Here is a 21,860-nt window from a genome sequence, read left to right as displayed (position 1 = left end):
TAAAGTAATGCTGTATTAAATATATTTAAATAGTAATGGACTTATGTATTTTAAATATTAATTTTAATTTTAATTTATAATAATAGGGGATATCAAATAATCGCTATTAGGGGATATACTACTATTTAGAATGCTATAAGCTTTAGTAGCTTGTATATCTAGTTCTAAAGTCTCATTTGTGACTTTAGAGATCTTTGTATAGAGGGGAATGCTACTATTTGATTTTATGGATTTAAGAATTGATTTCCCCCTTGAGTTAAATCCTAAAACACGAGCATATGGACAAGGCATTGATCGTAATCTATTAGTATCAAAGTTGTCAAATCCTATGAAGTATTGACATAAGATCCTAGCAATTCGTGTATAAGTGTAACGTTTGCTTTTTATATCATCTAATGCACTTGAATAGCTTAAATTGTGTTGCAAAGCCTTAATAATTCTATTATCAAGACCTTCAGAGACATCTGGTAAATTTACTAATGAGTTTTTTGAAGTAAAGGATTTATGTTTTATATAAGGAAACATGGAGTCTTCAAAAGTAAACTCATAATTTTGTGAGTATAGGTTTAAGATTTCTGCTAATACTGATTTTGGAACATGGTCTTCTAGCTTTGTTAAGCAGCCTTTTTCTTTTACAAATTTTCTTATAGCTGTTGCACTTGAAAATTCACTATGTAGAACATTGCTACTATAAGTTGCCCCTTCCCTTTTTAAAGTATAAGGTTTAATAGAACTATTTAATTTTATTAAACTCTTGCAATATTCAATACCTAGTATATTATTAGATGAATTTAAAAAATCATCTAATAATAGGTTAGAAAGGTCCATTTTTGAATTTATTAAATAATCATAAAGTGCGTTAGCTCTAGCTTTGGGATAAGCAATTCCTTTAGATAAATAAGTTTTAAGTAGTAATTTAAAATCAGTAGGCTCTTGATATAATATATTTGAAATATTATATATATCATCAATATCACCATGTTCACTGCCAAAACAAATATTATCTACTACTCCTAAACTGTCTAGAAGACTAACAGAGCCGAAGGAAAAAAATTCTGCTGAGGACACACTGTAAATAGCAGGTATTTCAATTACTAAATCTACTCCGTTTTGAAGCGCCATTTTGGTTTTTGTCCATTTATCTATGCTAGATGGGATTCCACGTTGAGCAAAGTTTCCACTCATAACACATATTAAGGCATCGCAATTTGTAAGTTCTTTAGTTTTGTTAATATGATATAAATGACCGTTGTGTAATGGGTTATATTCCACAATTATGCCTGAAACATTCATTAAAACACCTCACGAAAGCTTATATTAATTTGACTAGTTAAGTTATTTTTGGATAAATTATAAGCTAATAGTTACACGAAAAGAATATATAATATATAATTAGCTATATTATATATTATAAGACACCTTAATAAAAGTAAATATATTTCAACAATAAAATAAAGATAGTGAAAATTTTGAATATATTGAGTATAATATACATAAAGCAATTTGTTATTTTATGTTGAAATGTATAGCATAAAAGGAGTATATTAATAGTGTACGTAACTTGATTATAACTGAAAGGAGAAATAAGAATGGCGTTTATAGAGAAGATATGCAAAATGGCACAAGCTGATAAGAAAAGAATTGTACTTCCTGAAGGCGAAGAGGAAAGGACTATAAAAGCTAGTGAAATTATCAAAAATAATTCATTAGCTGAGGTAATACTAATAGGTGACTTAGATGTAATTAAAACAAAAGCATCTGAATTTGGAGTTAACCTTGAAGGTATAGAAATTATAGATCCAAAGACTTCTACAAAAACTGATGCTTATGCAAATGAATTTTATGAGCTAAGAAAAAATAAAGGAATGACTTTAGAAAAAGCCTTAGAGACAATGCAAGATTGTTTGTATTTTGGAACCATGATGGTTAAGATGGGCGAAGCGGATGGTTTAGTATCAGGAGCAATACATACTACAGGAGATTTACTTAGACCTGGAATGCAGATTATTAAAACAGCACCAGGAATCAAGGTTGTTTCAAGTTTCTTTATAATGGAAGTTCCTAGCAGCGAATATGGTGAAGATGGATTGCTACTATTTGCAGATTGTGCTGTTAATCCAAATCCTAATGCAGAAGAATTAGCATCAATTGCTATTAGTACTGCAGAAAATGCAAAGTGCTTATGTAATTTCGAACCTAAAGTTGCAATGTTATCTTTTTCAACTATGGGAAGTGCAAAACATGAATTAGTTGATAAGGTAGCTAAAGCTACTGAAATTGCAAAAAATGCTAGACCGGATTTACAAATCGATGGTGAGCTTCAATTAGATGCTGCTATCGTTCCAAGTGTAGGAAAACAAAAGGCACCAAACAGTAGCGTAGCTGGGAAAGCAAATGTTTTAGTGTTCCCAGACTTACAATCAGGAAACATTGGATACAAATTAGTACAAAGGTTCGCGAATGCTGAGGCGATTGGACCGGTTTGTCAAGGTTTTGCTAAGCCTATAAATGATTTATCAAGAGGTTGCAGTGTTCAGGATATAGTTAATGTTGTTGCTGTAACAGCAGTTCAAGCTCAAATCCAAAGATAATTATATAAAATAAACATAATAAACATAGCAATTGGAGGCATATTAAATGAAAATATTAGTTATAAACTGTGGAAGTTCATCTTTAAAGTATCAATTGATAAACATGGAAAATGAAGAATGCTTAGCCCTAGGATTAGTAGAAAGAATAGGAATAGAAGGATCAATATTAACTCAAAAGGCTAAGGGAGAAAAATATATTATTCAAGAGATAATGAAAGACCATACAGATGCTATTAGATTAGTGCTTGGAGCGCTAGTAGATGCTGAGCATGGTGTTATTAAGGATTTATCAGAAATAGGCGCTGCAGGCCATAGAATCGTCCATGGCGGAGAAAAATATGCACAATCAGTTTTAATTAATGATGTAGTAATGCAGGATTTGAAGGAATGTTCTAAACTTGCACCACTTCATAATCCAGCTAATATAATTGGAATCAATGCGTGCATGGCATTAATGCCAAATACACCAATGGTAGCTGTATTTGATACTGCATTTCATCAAACAATGCCTGAAACAGCATATATATATCCACTTCCATATGATTTATATACTAATCACGGCGTTAGAAAATATGGATTCCATGGAACATCTCACAAATATGTTTCAGCTAAAGCTGCAGAAATGATGGGTAAAGATATAAAAGATTTAAAAATAATCACTTGTCATTTAGGAAATGGTGCAAGTATTACTGCAGTAAAAAATGGTGTATCAGTTGAAACAAGTATGGGATTTACGCCACTTGAAGGAATAGCTATGGGAACTAGATGTGGAAGTATTGACCCTGCTATAATAACATATATAATGCATGAATTAAACTTAACAATCGATGAAGTAAATGATTTAATGAATAAAAAATCAGGGGTTTTAGGAATATCTGGAGTAAGTAGTGACTTTAGAGATATAGAAACAGCTGCATGGGAACAAGGAAATCATAGAGCTCAATTAGCCCTTGATATATTCAGCTATAAGGTTAAAACTTTCATAGGATCTTATGCTGCAGTAATGGGTGGAGTAGATGCAATAGTATTTACTGCTGGACTTGGTGAAAACTCTCCAGAAACAAGAGAAGATATATGTAACGGATTAGAATTCTTAGGTGCAGTTTTAGATAAGGCTAAGAATAAGGTTCGTGGAAAAGCTGTAGAATTAAATACAGAGGATTCTAAAACTAAAATATTCGTTATACCAACAAATGAAGAATTAGTAATTGCAAGAGACACTGAAGCTTTAACAAAATAAAGCTTTAATATAATAAGTCATTGTTAATTTCTATGATAAATAATTCTTGACTTTTTACTGTATTATTTATATAATAATTTGTGTTTGATGTAAGTAAAAAAACAATTTAGTTAGGAGGGACGCAGAAGCTTTGCTCGAGCTGTATAATTCGTTTATACAATGTATAAAGAGTTTCTTTATATGAGAAAAAACTAAATGATATTTAGTTTTTCAGAGTGGATAGTATGGTAATAGATGTTTCAGAGTTATTTAGCAATAAAAAAACAAGAAAACAAATTCATTTAGAATTAGAAAAAGATAATTTTACCTATGAAAATGAATTTATACAATTTTCTAAACCCATTAAGTTAGATTTGAGCCTAAAGCCAATTGGTGAAGAAATAAATTTAACTGGGAATATGGAGACAGAACTATTACTTGCTTGTTCTAGGTGTCTTGAGACTTTTTCTTATTCAATAAATGTTGAATTAAATGAAAGAATGTCGAAAACTCTAAAGAGTGAAGATGAGGATATTATTTTTATTAAAAATGATAGATTAGATTTAAATGAAATTGTAGAAAATAATATCATTGCTGTATTACCTATAAAAAAACTCTGTAATAAAGATTGTAAAGGCTTATGCCATCAGTGCGGAATCGATTTAAATCATAACACATGTAAATGTGAAAATGAGGATATCGACCCAAGGTTGGCAAAATTAAAAAACTTGTTTTCAACTGATTAAGGAGGTGTTACAATGGGAAATCCTGCTAGAAGATTTTCAAAAGGTAGAAGAGATTCTCGAAGAGCGCAAACATTTAAACTTGGTTTACCAGGAATAGTTGAGTGTCCTCAATGCCACGATATGAAACTTGCTCATAGAGTATGTAAAAACTGTGGATATTACAAGAATAGAGAAGTAGTTGCAATGGAACAAAAATAAGAAGAAAGTCGAAAGACTTTCTTTTTACTTTTAAGAGATACTTATAAAAAAATAAATCTAATTATATTTGCATTGTAGGCTTATTAATACTAGAAATATTTGTGCGCTATAGTATATAATATAAATAAATATAAGAATATGACACATTTAAGGTGAGGGTAAAAATGGTTGTTGTTGTAGATGGAATGGGCGGGGATTTTTCTCCAAAGGCTGTAGTTGAGGGTTGTGTTGAAGCTATAAAAGAATACAATATAGAAATTTTAATAACAGGTTCAGAGGATTTAATTAAAGAAGAGTTAAAAAAATATTCCTATGATTGTAATAAAATAAAGGTTATTGATGCCAAAGAAGTAATAAGTACAAATGAACATCCGGTAATGGCCATTAAGCGTAAGAAAGATTCCAGCTTAGTAAAAGCCTTAAATCTTGTAAAAAGCGGAGATGCAGATGCTATAATTTCTGCTGGAAGCTCTGGAGCTTTTTTAGCTGGATGTACACTAATAGTAGGAAGAATAAAAGGCATAGATAGACCAGCGCTAGCGCCAGTACTGCCAGGTAAAAATGGGCCCTTTATGATAATTGATTGTGGAGCCAATGCAGAATGTAAACCTCATTATTTAGTACAGTTTGGACTTATGGGAAAAACATACTTTGAAAACATACTAAAAGTAGCGAATCCCTCTGTAGGTTTAGTGAACATAGGATCAGAAGAAGAGAAGGGTAACGAACTTTCAAAATCAGCTCATAAACTACTAAAGGAAGCAAACTTAAACTTTATAGGAAATGTAGAAGCTAGAGAGATTCCAAGTGGAGACGTTAAAGTTTTAGTTTGTGATGGGTTTGTAGGAAATGTAATTCTAAAGTTGTATGAAGGCGCAGTTGCTAATATATTTGATATATTAAAGGTTGGAATAATGAGTTCATTTAGAACTAAGCTTGGTGGAATACTACTCAAACCGGTGTTTAAAAAATTTAAAAAGGATTTTGATTATAAAGAGTATGGTGGAGCTGCCTTTTTAGGGGTAAATGGTATTTGTATAAAAGCTCATGGAAGTTCAGATGCAAAGGCTTTTAAGAATGCTATTAAGCAAGCTACAATATTTTATGAAAATAAGGTTGTAGATAAGTTAAAATTAGAAATTGAAAAACTATCTGAGAAAGAAAATAACGCTAATTAGGATATAGAAGTATAATCTTTTTATAGCATAATCAAAGGTAATTATATCTTCGATATAATTAAATTTAAATATAATAGTTGATAAGTTAGTAAGAACCTATTAATATAATATAAGATGATTATAATTTGCATGAATAACAAACTATAATTGTTAGTTACCTACAGGTAAGGAGGTGAAGATATTATGTTTGAAAAAATTAGAGCTACTATAGCATCACAATTAAGCATTGATGAAGAAGAAATAAAGATGGAATCATCTTTTATGGATAACTTAGGCGCTGATTCTCTTGATATTGTGGAATTGATCATGGCACTTGAAGAAGAGTACGAGATAGAAATTCCTGATGAAGATGTTGAAAAAATGGCTACTGTTTCTGATGTAGTAGAATATATTAAAGCACGTTCAGAAGAATAATATAAGGCTCCGCGCTACTGCGGGCCTTTAGCTTTTTCAAGCTTATTCTTGAATTTACTACAATATAGAAGCTGTTGAAAATAATTAGTAGATGGTATAGCAGATTTAAGGGTGAGTATCGTATTACTTACCTTATTTAAATTATAAAGTAAATTCAATAATAAACTTGAAAGACCGTGGAAAATAAATATTAATTAAATAGTAAATATAAAGGGATAATAAATAGTATATCCATAGATAAATGAAGGTTTAAATAAACTTCCGAAAAGGAGCAATGATTATGAAGTACGATATAAAGTTACATGACCTTGAGCGCGAATTACAATTGAATTTTAAAAATAAGGAGCTACTTAGAACAGCAATAACCCACAGCTCCTATGCAAATCAGAAAAAAAAGATTGAATTTAACGAAAGACTTGAATTCCTAGGCGATTCTGTATTGCAGCTAATTATATCTGAACACTTATATACTCGGTTTAATGAAAAGCCAGAAGGCTATTTAACTAAAATCAGATCACTTATTGTTTGTGAAAATTCATTGTGTGACATTGCCATTGCTTGGAAATTAGGAATGTACATGAATATGAGTAAAGGGGAGGAAATTACTGGTGGTAGAGATAGAGTTTCAATATTGGCTGATTGTGTTGAAGCTATAATTGCTGCTATATATTTAGATAGAGGAATAGAGGAAGCTAAGCTATTTATACTTAATAATTTTAAAGCAACAATTGAAAAAGCAATTAGTAATGAGATAGTTTTAGATTATAAGACTAAGCTTCAAGAAATATTACAACAAAATGGAGAAGTTGATATTCGCTATGAGCTTTTAAGATTTGAAGGGCCACCTCATAGGAGAACATTCTTTGTTAATTTATTAATAAATAACTGCATAAAAGGCTCAGGACAGGGTTACAGCAAAAAGGAAGCAGAGCAAAATGCGGCTAAAGAAGTTATGGCTAGGCAGGAGGGTTTGCATGAGTAAAGCACATTATATTATTCCTATTTTTGTTCCTCATGAAGGTTGTCCACATGATTGCGTGTTTTGTAATCAAAATAGCATAACAGGAACATCCACAAAAGTTGATGCTATGTATGTGGAGCAAACAGTAAATGAATATTTACGAACAATAAAAAGCGATAATGCTACAATTGAGGTATCCTTCTTTGGTGGTACATTTACAGCTATAAACATGGAAAAACAGATTGAGCTGTTAGAAGTTGCAAAGAAGTTTAAGGATAGTAATAAAATAAGATTCATTAGATTATCTACAAGACCGGATTATATAGATGATAATATCTTAATAAATCTTAAAAAGTATTCTGTAGATATTATAGAACTTGGAGTGCAATCCCTAGATGAGGAGGTACTATTGAAATCCGGAAGAGGTCATACAGTGAAGGATGTAGAGCATGCTTCAAAGCTGATAAAACAATATGGGTTTACATTAGGGCATCAAATTATGATAGGACTGCCTGGTGATAATATGAATAAAGATATAGAGACAGCCAAAGGAGTTATTGCTCTTAAACCGGATATATGTAGAATATACCCTGCGCTTATAATTAAAGATACTCATATGGAAAATATGTATGTAGAAGGGCAATTTAAACCTTATTCGCTAAATGAAGCTGTAGATATAAGTAAGGTCATTTACATGATGATGATTTCAAACCAAATAAATGTAATTCGAATAGGATTACAGCCCACTGAAGAAATTTCAGAGGGCAATGATTTAGTTGCAGGGCCATTTCATCCTGCATTTAGAGAGTTAGTGGAAGGTAGCATATATAATGATATGTTATATGATGCTATAATTAATAATATTATCGGTGATATATCCCTCAATAAGATTTTGGTGAAAATAAACCCAAAGGATATTTCAAGGCTTTATGCTAATGGTAAGAGTTTTTTTTATGACATAAAAAAACAAATAAAGGCAGATTCGATAGATATATTCCAAGATATTACTACTGAGCGTGGAAGTATTAATGTTTTTATAGGGGAAAAATGTATTATTATGAGTATATATGACTATGCGTGCAGAAAATATAAAAAAGGTTTTTAGTTTACTATATAGAATATACTCTCTATGGTGTTCTTAATAAGGAATTCAGTGGGGGGTAATAGAATGGAAGTATTGAGGGTGTCTGCTAGCTCACAACCTAAATCCGTGGCTGGAGCATTAGCTGCAGTATTAAGGGTAAAATCAGTTGTAGAGCTACAAGCTGTGGGAGCAGGGGCAGTTAATCAAGCGGTTAAAGCTATCGCCATTACTAGAGGATTTGTTGCTCCAAATGGCATTGATTTAGTTGTAATCCCCGCTTTTGTCGAAATACTTATTGATGGTGAAATGAAAACAGCTATAAAGTTCATAGTTGAGCCGAGATGAAAAACCGTGCATGCACGGTTTTTTTATTTGGATATTATTATTCAAGTAATTGATATTTCTTTGTAAATGCTATACTATATAATAGAATAAAGTATATGTTACATTAAAGTACATGGATTTTAGTGATACATATTTTTTTTAAATTAAGTAAAATCATAAAAATTTAAACATGAGGTGAAGTATGAATAAGAAAAAAAGAGAAAAGCAGACTAAGATATTAATTTATGGTATGATCATAATTTTTACATTAAGTTTCGTATTACCAATGTTATTTAGGTAAAATAGGAGTGTGTTCCAATGTTCTTAAAATCTATCGAGATAAGAGGATTTAAATCCTTTGCAGATAAAACAGAATTAACATTTAAAAAAGGCATTACGGCAGTGGTAGGTCCAAATGGTAGTGGGAAAAGCAATATATCAGATGCCGTTAAGTGGGTCCTTGGGGAACAAAGTGTAAAAAACCTAAGAGGCGATAAAATGGAGGATGTTATATTCGCAGGAACACAGTTTAGGAAACCTGTTAGTTTGGCTCAGGTTTCCTTGACTTTGGATAATTGTGATTGTGAACTGGACATAGATTATTCAAATGTTACCATATCAAGAAGGTTATATCGCTCGGGAGAAAGCGAATATTTAATAAATAATACATCTTGTAGATTAAAAGATGTGCAGCAACTTTTTATGGATACAGGCATAGGCAAAGAGGGTTATTCTATCATAGGTCAAGGTAAAATTGACGCTATTTTAAGTGGGAAAACAGAAGAAAGAAGAAAGCTTATTGAAGAGGCAGCAGGAATTGTTAAGTTTAAGACACGAAAAGAAGAATCGGAAAAGAGATTAGCTGGTACTGAGCAGAATTTGATTAGAATAAAGGATATTTTAAGTACATATGAAGAGAGATTAGAACCCTTGAAAAATGAAAGTGAAAAAGCTAAGAGTTTTTTAAAGCTTTTTGAAGAGTTGAAAAATAAAGAAGTTAGCTTAATTATTGATTCAATAAAGAAAGTTCAGGGAAAGATTAAAAGTTTAGGCGAGGAATGTTCTAAATTAAAACTAGAGGTGGAAAATCTTTCAGAGGGCAAAGAGCAGTTTAAGAAGGATGTTGAATATTGGAATTGTGAATTTGAAAAGTTTGAAAATCGCAATAAAGAAGAAAAACAATTCTATTATGATAATAAGCTAGTTTACCAGAACAGTACTTCTGAAATAAACATTTTAAAAGAACGGATAGAGAATTTATTAAAGGTTATTGATAAAACGTCAAAAGATAGTAACGTTATTCATGAAAAACTATTAGAAACCAAACAACATATTGAGGGATTAGAGAACTCATTAAATAATATGAAAAATGCACAAACAGATATGGAAGAAAAGATTAAATCTAAAGAGATTAGTATTAGAGATATTCAAGAAAATCTAGCAAATCAAAGCGCAGAAGCTAAATGTTTCAAAGAAGAAAAGCAAAGCAATATTGATAAAACTACGGAGATTACTAATAGTTTATTAATTTTAAATAATAACATAGACTATTACAAAGTAAGAATAGATACTTTGAAAAATAATCTTGAAAGTTTCAGGAATTCAGTAAAAATTAATATAACAACAAAAACAATGTTTGAAAGTCAAATAGAACAAATTAAAAGTATTATGGATAATCATGAAAGCAAGATTAAAGAAAATAAGAAAGAAATTAATACATATCAAAACCATCTAGAGATTCATGAAGCGGGTATGAAAAATTGTAACTTTAAGATAAGTAAAGCAGAAGCTAATTTTAATGTTCTTACAACATTAGAAAAAAAACATGAAGGTTATAATAAATCAGTAAAGAATTTAATGGAGCATATTAGCCAGGGTAAAGTAGGGAATATTAATGATTGTTTTGTACTAGGAGAAGTTATAAAAGTTGAAAAGAATCTAGAAGTGGCTATAGAAATTGCATTAGGCGGAACTATATCACATATAATAACCAAAGATGAATCAGTGGCAAAAATGCTCATCACATATTTGAAGGCTAATAACCTTGGAAGAGCAACGTTTTTGCCTTTGAATATTATTAAGGGTAAAAAGCTTATAATTGATAATGTAACTAAAAATGATCCTGGTTTTGTGGGGATTGCAAGTGAATTAATAAGTTATGATGAAAGATTTAGCGAGGTTATGACTTTTATTCTTGGCAAAACAATTATATGTAAGGACATGGATTCAGCGTTGCAAATATCGAAAAATAATAATTATAGATATAAAATTGTTACACTATCTGGGGAGGTTATAAATCCTGGTGGATCATTAACTGGTGGAAGTATATACTCAAAGACTTCAAGCATAATCGGTAGAAAAAGAGAAATACAGGAGCTAGCTAAGGATTTAGTCACACTGAAAAATGAACTGATTATTTACTTAGAAAATATAAAACAAAGTAAATCTAAAGTTTTAATATTAGATGAAGAAAATTTAAATCTAAAGGATAAAATTCACTTTGAAAATATTGAAGTAGCAAAGACTGAAGCTAAAATAAATGCAATTGAAGATGAAACTATGAGGCTAAAGGATAACATAATTAAATTAGAGGCGGAGAGATTGTCAGAGGTAAGTAAATTTGAACTAGATAGTAAGGAAGTTAAGGAAAAAAATATCTGTCTTGCTGAATTTGAACTGGCAACAAAGGAAATAGAGCAGAAACTTAATAATGTTGAATTAAAATTGAAAGACAAGTTACTAGAAATTGAGGGTATAAAAGAATCAATTATTGATGATAAGATAAAAAAAGCTCAGATTGATGAAACAATAAATAATAAGCATTCTGAAATTGAAAGGCTAAAGGCTGAGATATTAGTATATAATGAGAATATAATCATATTTTCTAGAGAAATAGAAGAAGCTATGAAAAATAGGATGATAAGTGAAGAAGCTATTCAAACCACTGAGAAAAAACTAGGTGAAACAATGGCTGTGTTAGAAAAAATGGAAAAGAACTTTGAAGACAATGAAATTGAAAGAATTAAAATTAAAGAAAAAATAAAGATATGTGTTGAAAAGCTAGACAATGTTTCGATTATGTTAGAAAAAGGCGAAAAAGATTTGTATAAATGCGAATTAGCATTTGCAAAAGTAGGAATGGAAAAGGATGCTCATTACGAAAAGTTGAATGAAGACTTTGAAATAACCTATGCAGAAGCACTTGAATTTGAAAATGAAATTGATGATGTTGACAAGCTTAAAAAAGAAATAATAGTATTAAAAGGGTCTATTTCTGCGCTTGGCAAAGTTAATGTTGGTGCTATAGAGGAGTATAAAGAAGTAAAAGAAAAATTTACTTTTATGGATGATCAAAGAGAAGACTTGATGTCTGCTAAAAATGAATTATTAACTGTAATAGTTGAAATGACCGAAAAAATGAAAGAAATATTTGCGGAAAACTTTATTATACTAAGAGAGAACTTCCAAGAAACCTTCGCGGAACTATTTAAGGGTGGAAGTGCGGATTTAATACTTACAGAAGGGGATGAACTAACGGGTAAAATAGATATTAATGTGCAGCCGCCAGGAAAAAAACTTCAAAGTATAAACTTAATGTCTGGTGGGGAAAAGGTGCTATCAGCCATTGCATTATTGTTTGCTATTTTAAAGATGAAGCCCACACCATTTTGCATTTTGGATGAAATTGAGGCGGCACTTGACGATGCAAATGTATATAGATATGCGGAATTCTTAAAGAAATTTTCTGATGATGTTCAATTTATTATAATAACTCACCGAAAAGGAACTATGGAGGCCAGTGATGTATTGTATGGAGTTACTATGGAGGAAAAAGGAGTTTCTAAAATAGTGTCAGTAGATTTTGGTAAGTAGAAAGGGTTATAAGAATTACTACTTGATATATAAATTAGATATAAGAAAATGTATAGTTAAAAATCAGTAAGGAGGAATGTAAGTGTTTGGAGGATTTTTTGATAAATTAAAAGATGGGTTAACAAAAACTAGAAATAGTATTACGGAAAAAGTTAGTGAGGTATTAAATTTAGCCATTACCATTGATGATGAGTTATATGAGGAATTAGAAGAAATATTAATAACATCGGACATTGGAGTAGAAACCTCTATTTATATTATTGAAAAACTTAAAAAGAAGGTTAAAGAAGATAAAGTAAAAGATCCGTCAGGAATTAGACCTTGCTTAAAGGAAGTTATAATAGATATATTAGGCGAAGATGAAAATTCAACGATGCCTGTTGTGCTGCCAAAGGTTTTGCTGATAATAGGTGTAAATGGAGTTGGAAAAACAACCTCAATTGGTAAAATAGCTGCTTCTCTGAAATCCGAAAAGTATAAAGTTCTAATTGCTGCTGCAGATACATTTAGAGCTGCTGCAATTGATCAATTAGAGGTATGGAGCAGTAGGGCAGGTGTTGAACTCATAAAACATCAAGAAGGGTCTGACCCTGCGGCGGTGGTTTTTGATGCTGTTCAAGCAGCTAAGGCAAGAAAAGTTGATATACTAATTTGTGATACTGCAGGAAGACTTCATAACAAAAAAAATCTTATGGATGAACTCGGAAAGATAAATAGAGTAATTAAGCGTGAGTATAGTGAGGCAAACATGGAAACTTTACTAGTGCTTGATGCTACCACAGGACAAAATGGTGTTGAACAGGCTAAGCAGTTTATGGCGATATGCCACATAGATGGAATAATACTAACTAAATTAGATGGAACTGCTAAAGGTGGTATTGTAATATCAATTAAAAAACAACTTGAAATACCAGTTAAATATATAGGTGTTGGTGAAGGAATAGATGATTTACAAGAGTTTAATTCAAAAGATTTTGTAGATGCTTTATTTTAAAAAAAATAATCTGTTAAGCAAAACTACTTGACACGGTATATTAATTCTGATATTATATGACTTGTGAGTGGTGATGAAATGGAAAAAAGATTTGAAACGTCTCTATTATTTGATTTTTATAGTGAATTGCTTACTGAAAAGCAGAGGGATATAATGGATTTATATTTTAATAATGATTTCTCTTTATCAGAAATAGCAGAGCTAAATAATACTAGTAGGCAAGCTATTCATGATACCATAAAAAAATGTGAAAAGGTACTTTTAGTATATGAGGAAAAGTTAAATTTATTAAGTAAAAATCATAAACTAAAAGAAACTTTGGAAAATGTACTATCAAAATTAGATAACTTACAGATTAACATAAAAGATGAAAAAATGAATCAGCTTATATATGATATAAAAACCCAAATTGTCGAAAATATTTAGGAGGGTTATTATGGCTTTTGAAGGATTATCTTCTAAATTACAAGATACCATAAAAAAATTAAAAGGTAAGGGTAAGCTTTCCGAAAAAGATATCAAAGATGCTATGAGAGAAGTAAAACTGGCATTGCTTGAAGCTGATGTTAATTATAAAGTAGTTAAAGATTTTGTAAAGAATGTTAGTGAAAAATGTCTAGGTAATGGAGTGCTACAAAGTTTAACACCTGGGCAGCAGGTTATTAAAATTGTTAATGATGAGTTAACTAATTTAATGGGAAATGCGGAAAGCAAGCTAGAACTTTCTTCAGAAGGATTAACGGTTATCATGCTGGTAGGACTTCAAGGTGCTGGTAAAACCACTATGGGTGGTAAACTTGCCCTTTCACTTAAAAGAAAAAATAAAAAACCTTTATTAGTTGCTTGTGATATATATAGACCTGCGGCAATTAAACAACTACAAGTAGTAGGAAAACAAATTGATGTTCCAGTATTTACTATGGGAGACAAGGTTACTCCAGTAGACATAGCAAAAGCGTCTTTAGCATTTGCTAAAGAAAATGGTAATAATGTAGTTATAATAGATACAGCAGGAAGACTTCATATAGATGAAAGTCTTATGGAAGAACTTCAAAATATAAAATTAAGCATGAAACCTAGTGAAATAATGTTAGTTGTAGATTCTATGACAGGACAAGATGCGGTTAATGTAGCCGAGAGTTTTAATTCACAGTTAGACATAACTGGCGTAATTTTAACTAAACTAGATGGAGATACCAGAGGTGGTGCTGCACTATCTATTAAAGCAATAACTGGAAAGCCTATAAAATTTGTTGGTACTGGCGAAAAAATGAACGATTTAGAAGTTTTTTATCCAGATAGAATGGCATCACGTATACTTGGTATGGGGGATGTACTTTCATTAATAGAAAAGGCGCAACAGGCTATAGATGAAACTGAAGCTAAGGAACTTGGAAGCAGAATGCTTTCTCAAGAATTTAATTTAGATGATTTTTTAGCATCCATGCAACAAATGAAAAAGCTTGGGCCATTGAATAAGTTAATAGAAATGATGCCAGGTGTTAATAAAAAAGAGTTGCAAGGTGTAGACTTATCCCAAAGTGAGAAAGAAATGGGCAAGGTTGAGGCTATTATAAGATCAATGACTATAGCAGAAAGAAAACATCCTAGTTTGGTTAGCGGATCTTCTTCTAGAAAAAAGCGAATTGCTAATGGATCAGGTACTTTGGTACAGCAAGTTAATAAGCTATTAAAAGATTTTGAAATGATGAAAAAATTCATGAAGCAAGCAAAGGGTTTCCAAAAACCTGGTAAAAAAGGTTTGTTTGGTAAAATGCCTTTTTAATAAAACAACTTAGATAGTGACTAAATTTATATTTAAAGGAGGTGATATACATGGCAGTTAAAATAAGATTAAAAAGAATGGGTGCTAAACATGCTCCATTTTATAGAGTGGTAGTTGCAGATTCAAGATCTCCTAGAGATGGAAAATTCATCGAAGAAATAGGATACTACAATCCAACAACAGAGCCAACTACTATTAAAATTGATACTGAGAAAGCAGCTAATTGGATTAAGAATGGTGCACAACCATCTGATACAGTTAAAAGATTACTTAACAAAATAGCAGTCAACTAGAAAAATTTGTAAGTAATGAATGGAGGAGTTTTCCATGAAACAGTTACTTGAAGTATTGGCAAAGTCTTTAGTTGATAAACCAGAAATGGTAGTAGTAAACGAAGTAACTCATGAGCATGCTATAGTTCTTGAATTATCTGTAGCGCATGAGGATATGGGAAAAGTTATAGGCAAACAAGGTAGAATAGCAAAAGCTATTAGAACCGTTGTTAAGGCAGCTGCCGTTAAAGAAAATAAAAAGGTAGTTGTTGAAATAAAGTAAGAGTTAGGTTCTGCCTAACTCTTATTTTAATTAAATATTGAGTTTTTAATACGTTGATGGGTAAAATATATAATTAGTAACTTCTAAATTGGAGTTATCTATATAAATGAAATTGAAAGGAGGATTTTAAATGAAAGAATTTATGAATGTAGGTCAGATTGGTAAAACACATGGTTTAAAGGGTGAAGTTAAGGTTTTTTCATTAACAGATAGTCTTGAAAGATTTAAAAAATTAAAAAGTGTGTATATTGATGGAGAACTTAGAAAAGTTGAAGGTTGTAAACTTCAAACAGACAAAGTAATACTTAAGATTGAAGGTATCGACAGTATAGAACAAGCAGAATTATATAGAAATAAATACTTGATGGTTAGTAGGGAAGATGCAATTAAGTTACCAGAGGGTAGTTACTATGTGGCTGACCTATTAGATTGTAGTGTTTATGAAGAAAATGGAGAAGAAGAACTAGGAAAGATATATGACGTTTTGCATACTCCAGGTAATGATGTGTATTGGGTTAAAGGAAATACAGAAGTACTCATTCCAGTGCTTAAGGATATTGTGCTTAGTATAGATATGGATAAACGTGTAATAATAATTAAACCAGTGAAAGAATGGATGGAATGAAAATAGATATTTTGACGCTATTTCCTGAAATGTTTCAGATTTTTAATCAGAGTATTATTGGAAAAGCAATAGATAAAAATATACTGGATATTAAAGCTCATAATATTAGAGATTATTCTTTGAATAAACATAAAAAAGTAGATGATTATCCTTATGGTGGTGGAGCAGGTATGGTAATGCTGGCTCAACCCTTAATTCATAGCATTAAAGATATTAAAGTACATAATAGTGGGAAAGTAATATTTCTAGGACCTAGGGGGAATACCTTTACCCAAGAAATTGCTAAGGAATTGTGCTTAGAAAAAGAATTAATATTTGTATGTGGTCATTACGAAGGCATAGATGAAAGAACTTATGATTACATCGATATGGAACTTTCTTTAGGTGATTATGTTTTAACAGGTGGGGAAATGGCATGCATACCTATAGTGGATAGTATTTGTAGGCTAATACCAGGGGTGTTATCCTGTAGTGAAAGCTTCACAGAGGAATCCTTTTATGATGGAGTACTAGAGTATCCTCATTATACAAGGCCAGAGTGCTTTGAGGGTTCATTGGTTCCAGAGATATTAACCTCAGGGCATCATGAGAACGTACGTAAGTGGAGAAGGCTACAATCACTTCTAATAACTAAAGAAAAGAGACCAGATTTATTTGAAAAGCTCAAACTTACCAAGGAAGATATAAAACTATTAAGTAAGGCAACTGAAAAAAAATAAAGTTCTTGGATTTAAGCATAAATTGTATTTTTACGTTGATATATATATAAATATATGATAAAATATACTTTGTGCTAGTACGGGCGGTCCTCTGTCATGTTAAAATGAGTATGAACGTTACAATAAATTTTAGGAGGGAATGCACATGTTAGAAATTATAAGACAAATAGAAGCAGAGCAAATTAGAACTGACTTACCAGATTTTCATGTAGGTGATACTGTTAAAGTTCACATCAAAATCAAAGAAGGTGCTAAGGAAAGAGTTCAAGTTTTCGAAGGAACCGTTCTTAAAAGACAAAATGGTGGATTAAGAGAAACTTTCACAGTAAGAAGAGTATCAGGTGGTGTTGGTTGCGAAAAAACATTCCCAGTAAACGCTCCGGTTATTGAGAAGATTGAAATCGTAAGATTAGGTAAAGTTAGAAGAGCTAAACTATTCTACTTAAGAGATAGAGTTGGTAAGGCTGCAAAAGTTAAAGAAAGAATGAGATAAAAAAATGGGGCTGTAAAGTCCCTTTTTACTTTAAAGTAGTTTTAAGACTTTATCCATTCAATAAAATGGGAAGGATTAGATAAATATGAGCATGAGTATAAATTGGTTTCCAGGGCACATGGCAAAAACTAGAAGACAAATTCAAGAAAGTTTAAAACTTGTTGATGCTGTAATAGAAATTAGAGATGCAAGGATAGTTAAATCAAGTGCTAATCCTCAAATAGATGAAATTTGTAAAGATAAGCCTAGAGTTATTTTGTTAAATAAATCTGACTTAGCAGAAGATAAAGTTACTAAAGATTGGATAAGGAAGCTTACAACTGATACTGTTAAGCCATTGGCTGTAAATTGCATCACAGGAGAAGGGTTAAAAGGTATAAAACCTACTCTCGAGGAATTATTGAAAGCAAAGCATGATAGGCAGAGAAAAAAAGGGTTAGTTAACATAGTTATAAGAGTTATGGTAGTTGGTATACCTAATGTAGGTAAATCTTCTTTTATAAACAAAATGGCAAAAAACAATATAGCTAAAACTGGTGACAAACCAGGGGTTACCAAGACTAAGCAATGGATAAAAACTAGCTTAGGTATAGAACTTATGGACACTCCGGGAGTTTTATGGCCTAAATTCGAAGATGAAGCAGTTGGTCTAAATCTGGCATTTACAGGGGCTATTAAAGATGAAATTATGGATATCGAAGAATTGGCGCTTAGGCTTGTAGAAAGACTTCAAGTTAATAATGCACAAAGATTAGTAGAGAGATACAAACTTTCAGAAATTATGGAGAATCCTATAGATAATATGGATAACATAGGTAAGAAAAGAGGTGCCGTAATCTCTGGCGGAAATATTGACTACAATAGAATTGCAGTAATGCTTCTAGATGAATTTAGAGGTGGTAAATTAGGGTCTATATCGCTAGAAAGGGCAGACGAAGTTTAAGTTTTTACACAAAAATAATCATATATTAATTTAGTGCAAAATGTACATAGGCATCTTAATAAACAATTATAGTATTATCTAATTGTTTATTAAGGTGCCTAATTAGTATAATGAAGGAGAAAAAGCCGTGGGTCTTAATGTTGACTTTTCAAATATGAGTTATAAGGAAATAAGTGAATATGTTTTAAATATAAAAATCACTGATAAGATTATAAAAGATAGTGATAGGAGAAATATATTAAAACTTTTGTTGGAAGACAATCGGAAAACAGTTCAAAAACTAGGTGATAAAATGGTTAGAAACTTTGAGCTAAAAGAAAAAGAAATTCAGAGAGTAAAAAGAATGTACGAGTTTGATAAAAGCTTTGGAAATTATAAACATATAGCTGGAGTTGACGAAGTTGGACGTGGACCTCTTGCTGGGCCAATAGTTGCGGCGGCGGTGATATTAGATTTAAGTATAGAAGACCATAAGGATTTAATATTAAGAGCTAATGATTCTAAAAAGTTATCTGCAGCTTTAAGGAAAGAATTATCTTGTATTATTAAAGAAAAAGCTTTAGATTATAAGATAATTGCTATTGATAACAATGAGATTGATGAAAAGGGTATTGGTTTTTGCAACAATCAAGTATTTATAGACTCTTGTGCGGGGCTTGCCATTAAACCAGATTTAGTTTTATCTGATGGATATAAAATAAAAGGATTTAAAGGTCTAAATGAATTTGTAATAAAAGGAGACACAAAAAGTATAAGTATAGCTTGTGCATCTATAATTGCAAAGGTATATAGGGATGAACTTATGTTAAAGTATCATGATAAGTATCCTAATTATGGATTTGAAAAGAATGTTGGGTATGGCACAGAGGAACATGTGCTTGCCATAAAGGAGCATGGGATTACTCCTATGCATAGGATGAGTTTCTTAAAAAATATTCTAAAATAATACAATAATAATTAACATAAAGTTTACAAATACAAATTCAGTAAAGTGATTGTATTTGTATTTTTTTATTTTATAGCTAAAAACTACACTTGAAATGCATCTTCAATATGATTAATTAAAAAATCATTATTATCATGATTTAGAATTATTTCAACAACATCAAATCTAAAATTAAAGTTAACGATATGTCTCGTCATAATGTACATCTGCGCTGTCTTATAAATTTTATGTTGCTTAGAAAAACTAACTGATTCAGCTGGAATACCAAAGTTTATTCCATACCTAGTTTTAACTTCTACAAAACAAATATAACCGTTATTTACTACAATTAAATCAATTTCTCCACATTTACATCTAAAATTTTTGTCTAAAATATTATACCCTAAGTTCTCAAAATAGCCTTCTGATATATCTTCACCAAGTGAACCGATATCTTTGTTAAACGATTTCATAGGAAACATCCTTCCAAAAGTTTTTATTAATTATATGTAAACATTGCTATTATATTAATTTTAATATAATAGCTTCTAGTTAGTTTGAATAGTTACAATTATTGCCCAAAAATTTAAAAGTAAACAGAATTTAATTTTATAATAAAGTTTATAGAATATTATTTTGTCAATAATTATATATGAGAAATAATAAGAAAAAGTAAGGTAAGAGGTGATAACATGGCAATACAAATTATGTCAGCTTCATTTGCTGGAATTAAAGGGGTTATAGTTACCGTTGAAATTGATATTACAAGGGGATTACCAGCGTTAAATATTGTTGGACTTGCAGATATTTCTGTTAAAGAATCTAGGGAGCGGGTACGTTCTGCAATTCTAAATTCAGGATTTGAGTTCCCGGTGAGTAGAATAACAATTAATTTAGCACCTGCAGACCTCAAAAAAGAAGGGTCCTTATTTGATTTACCAATAGCTATAGGCATACTACTTGCGACTAAGCAAATAATTATTAATGATATTAACGATTATCTATTTATCGGTGAATTATCTTTATTTGGTAAGCTAAAGAAAGTAAGAGGTGCATTGCCTGTTGTTATGGAAGGAATAGAAAATGGTATTGAAAAGTTTATAGTACCTAGTGATAATGCAAAAGAGTGTAGCCTTGTTAAATCTGCAAAAATATTTCCCTTAGATAATTTAATTCAAGTGATAGATTTTTTAAATTATAAGGACTTAATGCCCTATTCACAAAGTAGTGATACAGAAGTATTAATTAATGAAGAATTAGACTATGAAGATGTTATGGGACAAGAGAGTTCGAAACGAGCTATTGAGGTAGCAGCTGCAGGAAATCATAATTTAATTATGTATGGTCCTCCGGGCTCCGGTAAATCAATGATGGCTAAGAGAATACCGACTATACTACCCACCTTAAGTCAAGAAGAAGCATTGGAAGTTACTAGGATTTATAGTGTTTCTGGAAACGTTTCTACCAATGGAGAAGTTATTCTTCAAAGACCTTTTAGAAGTCCACATCATACCATATCAAGGATTGCTCTGGTAGGCGGAGGAAATAAAATAATACCTGGAGAAGTTTCTTTAGCTCATAAGGGAGTTTTGTTTTTAGATGAAATATTGGAATTTAAAAAAAATGTAATAGAAATATTAAGACAGCCACTAGAAGAAAGAAAAATTAATATTTCAAGAGTTAATGGAACTGTAGAGTATCCATCTAACTTCATGTTTGTAGGTGCGTTAAATCCATGCCCCTGTGGATACTATGGAACTTATGAAAAGCAATGTAGCTGCAGTGATTATGAAAGAAGAAGATATTTAAGCAAATTAAGTGGACCATTATTAGATCGTATCGATATATTTACATCAGTAAATGCTCTACCTTATAACAAAATAGCTAGTGGTAAAAATAGTGAAAGATCTGATTTGATTAAAAAAAGAGTTGAAGCCGCGAGGGCTATTCAATTAAAAAGATTTAGAGAAGAAAAAATCAATTGTAATGCTGAAATGAGTCAAAAGTTAATTAAGAAATACTGTAATTTAGATACTAAGGTTAATAATATTATGGAATTAATGTATAAAAAGTTTAATTTAAGTACTCGAGCTTATTCTAGAATTCTTAAGGTGGCTAGGACTATTGCAGATTTAGATGAAAGTGAAAATATATTGGAGAAGCATATCATTGAAGCTATGCAATATAGAAAGTTTATAGATGAAAGAATAGTTTAAAGTGTTTCAGCAATTA

23 protein-coding genes are annotated in these 21,860 nt (G+C 30.9%); 21 read left to right on the top strand and 2 right to left on the bottom strand.

Annotation, left to right across the window (positions count from 1 at the left end; all coding sequences use genetic code 11):
* Positions 1-69: 69 nt before the first annotated feature.
* On the bottom strand, positions 70-1,293 hold the full coding sequence (locus LGK97_RS01250; RefSeq protein WP_226257912.1) for a nucleotidyltransferase: 1,224 nt from the start codon (positions 1,291-1,293) through the stop codon (positions 70-72).
* A gap of 296 nt (positions 1,294-1,589) precedes the next feature.
* Between LGK97_RS01250 and pta the strand changes: the two genes are divergently transcribed.
* The 20 genes from pta to LGK97_RS01150 all read left to right on the top strand — a co-directional run bounded on the left by pta (position 1,590) and on the right by LGK97_RS01150 (position 19,649).
* Positions 1,590-2,591: a phosphate acetyltransferase gene (gene pta / locus LGK97_RS01245; protein WP_226257911.1), complete on the top strand. Its 1,002-nt coding sequence runs from the start codon at positions 1,590-1,592 to the stop codon at positions 2,589-2,591.
* Positions 2,592-2,637: 46 nt separating this feature from the next.
* Entirely contained in the window at positions 2,638-3,831 is a 1,194-nt protein-coding gene (locus LGK97_RS01240; RefSeq protein WP_226257910.1) for an acetate kinase, read from the top strand.
* Positions 3,832-4,055: 224 nt separating this feature from the next.
* Complete coding sequence (locus LGK97_RS01235) at positions 4,056-4,556, top strand: YceD family protein (RefSeq protein WP_226257909.1); 501 nt, start codon at positions 4,056-4,058, stop codon at positions 4,554-4,556.
* Positions 4,557-4,568: 12 nt separating this feature from the next.
* The gene (gene rpmF / locus LGK97_RS01230; RefSeq protein WP_226257908.1) at positions 4,569-4,754 is read left to right on the top strand and encodes a 50S ribosomal protein L32; all 186 of its coding nucleotides are present in this window, start codon (positions 4,569-4,571) and stop codon (positions 4,752-4,754) included.
* A gap of 164 nt (positions 4,755-4,918) precedes the next feature.
* The gene (gene plsX, locus LGK97_RS01225) at positions 4,919-5,932 is read left to right on the top strand and encodes a phosphate acyltransferase PlsX (RefSeq protein WP_226257907.1); all 1,014 of its coding nucleotides are present in this window, start codon (positions 4,919-4,921) and stop codon (positions 5,930-5,932) included.
* Positions 5,933-6,112: 180 nt separating this feature from the next.
* Positions 6,113-6,346 carry an acyl carrier protein gene (gene acpP / locus LGK97_RS01220; protein ID WP_226258005.1) on the top strand — a complete coding sequence of 78 codons (234 nt, stop codon included), beginning with the start codon at positions 6,113-6,115 and terminating at the stop codon, positions 6,344-6,346.
* 280 nt (positions 6,347-6,626) lie between these two features.
* Positions 6,627-7,328: a ribonuclease III gene (rnc, locus tag LGK97_RS01215; RefSeq protein WP_413228403.1), complete on the top strand. Its 702-nt coding sequence runs from the start codon at positions 6,627-6,629 to the stop codon at positions 7,326-7,328.
* The gene (locus LGK97_RS01210) at positions 7,321-8,412 is read left to right on the top strand and encodes an elongator complex protein 3 (RefSeq protein ID WP_226257905.1); all 1,092 of its coding nucleotides are present in this window, start codon (positions 7,321-7,323) and stop codon (positions 8,410-8,412) included. The genes rnc and LGK97_RS01210 overlap by 8 nt, the downstream gene beginning before the upstream one ends.
* A 63-nt stretch (positions 8,413-8,475) precedes the next feature.
* The gene (locus LGK97_RS01205; RefSeq protein ID WP_226257904.1) at positions 8,476-8,736 is read left to right on the top strand and encodes a stage V sporulation protein S; all 261 of its coding nucleotides are present in this window, start codon (positions 8,476-8,478) and stop codon (positions 8,734-8,736) included.
* Positions 8,737-9,033: 297 nt separating this feature from the next.
* Positions 9,034-12,588, top strand: a complete 3,555-nt coding sequence (smc, locus tag LGK97_RS01200) for a chromosome segregation protein SMC (RefSeq protein WP_226257903.1) — start codon at positions 9,034-9,036, stop codon at positions 12,586-12,588.
* 82 nt (positions 12,589-12,670) lie between these two features.
* Positions 12,671-13,582, top strand: a complete 912-nt coding sequence (gene ftsY / locus LGK97_RS01195; protein WP_226257902.1) for a signal recognition particle-docking protein FtsY — start codon at positions 12,671-12,673, stop codon at positions 13,580-13,582.
* 78 nt (positions 13,583-13,660) lie between these two features.
* Entirely contained in the window at positions 13,661-14,008 is a 348-nt protein-coding gene (locus tag LGK97_RS01190; protein ID WP_226257901.1) for a putative DNA-binding protein, read from the top strand.
* Positions 14,009-14,018: 10 nt separating this feature from the next.
* Positions 14,019-15,368 (top strand): signal recognition particle protein, encoded by a 1,350-nt coding sequence (gene ffh, locus LGK97_RS01185; RefSeq protein ID WP_226257900.1) that lies wholly within the window; start codon positions 14,019-14,021, stop codon positions 15,366-15,368.
* A 50-nt stretch (positions 15,369-15,418) separates the two neighbouring features.
* Positions 15,419-15,661 carry a 30S ribosomal protein S16 gene (rpsP, locus tag LGK97_RS01180; protein ID WP_226257899.1) on the top strand — a complete coding sequence of 81 codons (243 nt, stop codon included), beginning with the start codon at positions 15,419-15,421 and terminating at the stop codon, positions 15,659-15,661.
* Positions 15,662-15,695: 34 nt separating this feature from the next.
* The gene (locus LGK97_RS01175) at positions 15,696-15,923 is read left to right on the top strand and encodes a KH domain-containing protein (RefSeq protein ID WP_226257898.1); all 228 of its coding nucleotides are present in this window, start codon (positions 15,696-15,698) and stop codon (positions 15,921-15,923) included.
* Between the two features lie 130 nt (positions 15,924-16,053).
* On the top strand, positions 16,054-16,548 hold the full coding sequence (gene rimM / locus LGK97_RS01170; protein ID WP_226257897.1) for a ribosome maturation factor RimM: 495 nt from the start codon (positions 16,054-16,056) through the stop codon (positions 16,546-16,548).
* Positions 16,545-17,267, top strand: a complete 723-nt coding sequence (trmD, locus tag LGK97_RS01165; RefSeq protein WP_226257896.1) for a tRNA (guanosine(37)-N1)-methyltransferase TrmD — start codon at positions 16,545-16,547, stop codon at positions 17,265-17,267. Before rimM ends, trmD begins: the two co-directional genes overlap by 4 nt.
* Before the next feature lie 145 nt (positions 17,268-17,412).
* Positions 17,413-17,760: a 50S ribosomal protein L19 gene (gene rplS, locus LGK97_RS01160; protein WP_226257895.1), complete on the top strand. Its 348-nt coding sequence runs from the start codon at positions 17,413-17,415 to the stop codon at positions 17,758-17,760.
* Positions 17,761-17,851: 91 nt separating this feature from the next.
* The gene (gene ylqF / locus LGK97_RS01155) at positions 17,852-18,703 is read left to right on the top strand and encodes a ribosome biogenesis GTPase YlqF (protein ID WP_226258004.1); all 852 of its coding nucleotides are present in this window, start codon (positions 17,852-17,854) and stop codon (positions 18,701-18,703) included.
* Positions 18,704-18,857: 154 nt separating this feature from the next.
* Positions 18,858-19,649 (top strand): ribonuclease HII, encoded by a 792-nt coding sequence (locus tag LGK97_RS01150; RefSeq protein WP_226258003.1) that lies wholly within the window; start codon positions 18,858-18,860, stop codon positions 19,647-19,649.
* Between the two features lie 83 nt (positions 19,650-19,732).
* Here the strand turns inward: LGK97_RS01150 and LGK97_RS01145 are convergent, their stop codons facing one another.
* Positions 19,733-20,101 (bottom strand): YraN family protein, encoded by a 369-nt coding sequence (locus LGK97_RS01145; RefSeq protein ID WP_226257894.1) that lies wholly within the window; start codon positions 20,099-20,101, stop codon positions 19,733-19,735.
* A 219-nt stretch (positions 20,102-20,320) separates the two neighbouring features.
* Here LGK97_RS01145 and LGK97_RS01140 point away from each other — a divergent pair, with 219 nt between their 5' ends.
* Positions 20,321-21,844: a YifB family Mg chelatase-like AAA ATPase gene (locus LGK97_RS01140; protein WP_226257893.1), complete on the top strand. Its 1,524-nt coding sequence runs from the start codon at positions 20,321-20,323 to the stop codon at positions 21,842-21,844.
* Positions 21,845-21,860: the final 16 nt, after the last annotated feature.

Source organism: Clostridium sp. CS001 (assembly GCF_020443565.1).
Lineage (GTDB): Bacteria > Bacillota > Clostridia > Clostridiales > Clostridiaceae > Clostridium_AD.
This window is presented reverse-complemented; position numbering and strand designations above follow the sequence as displayed.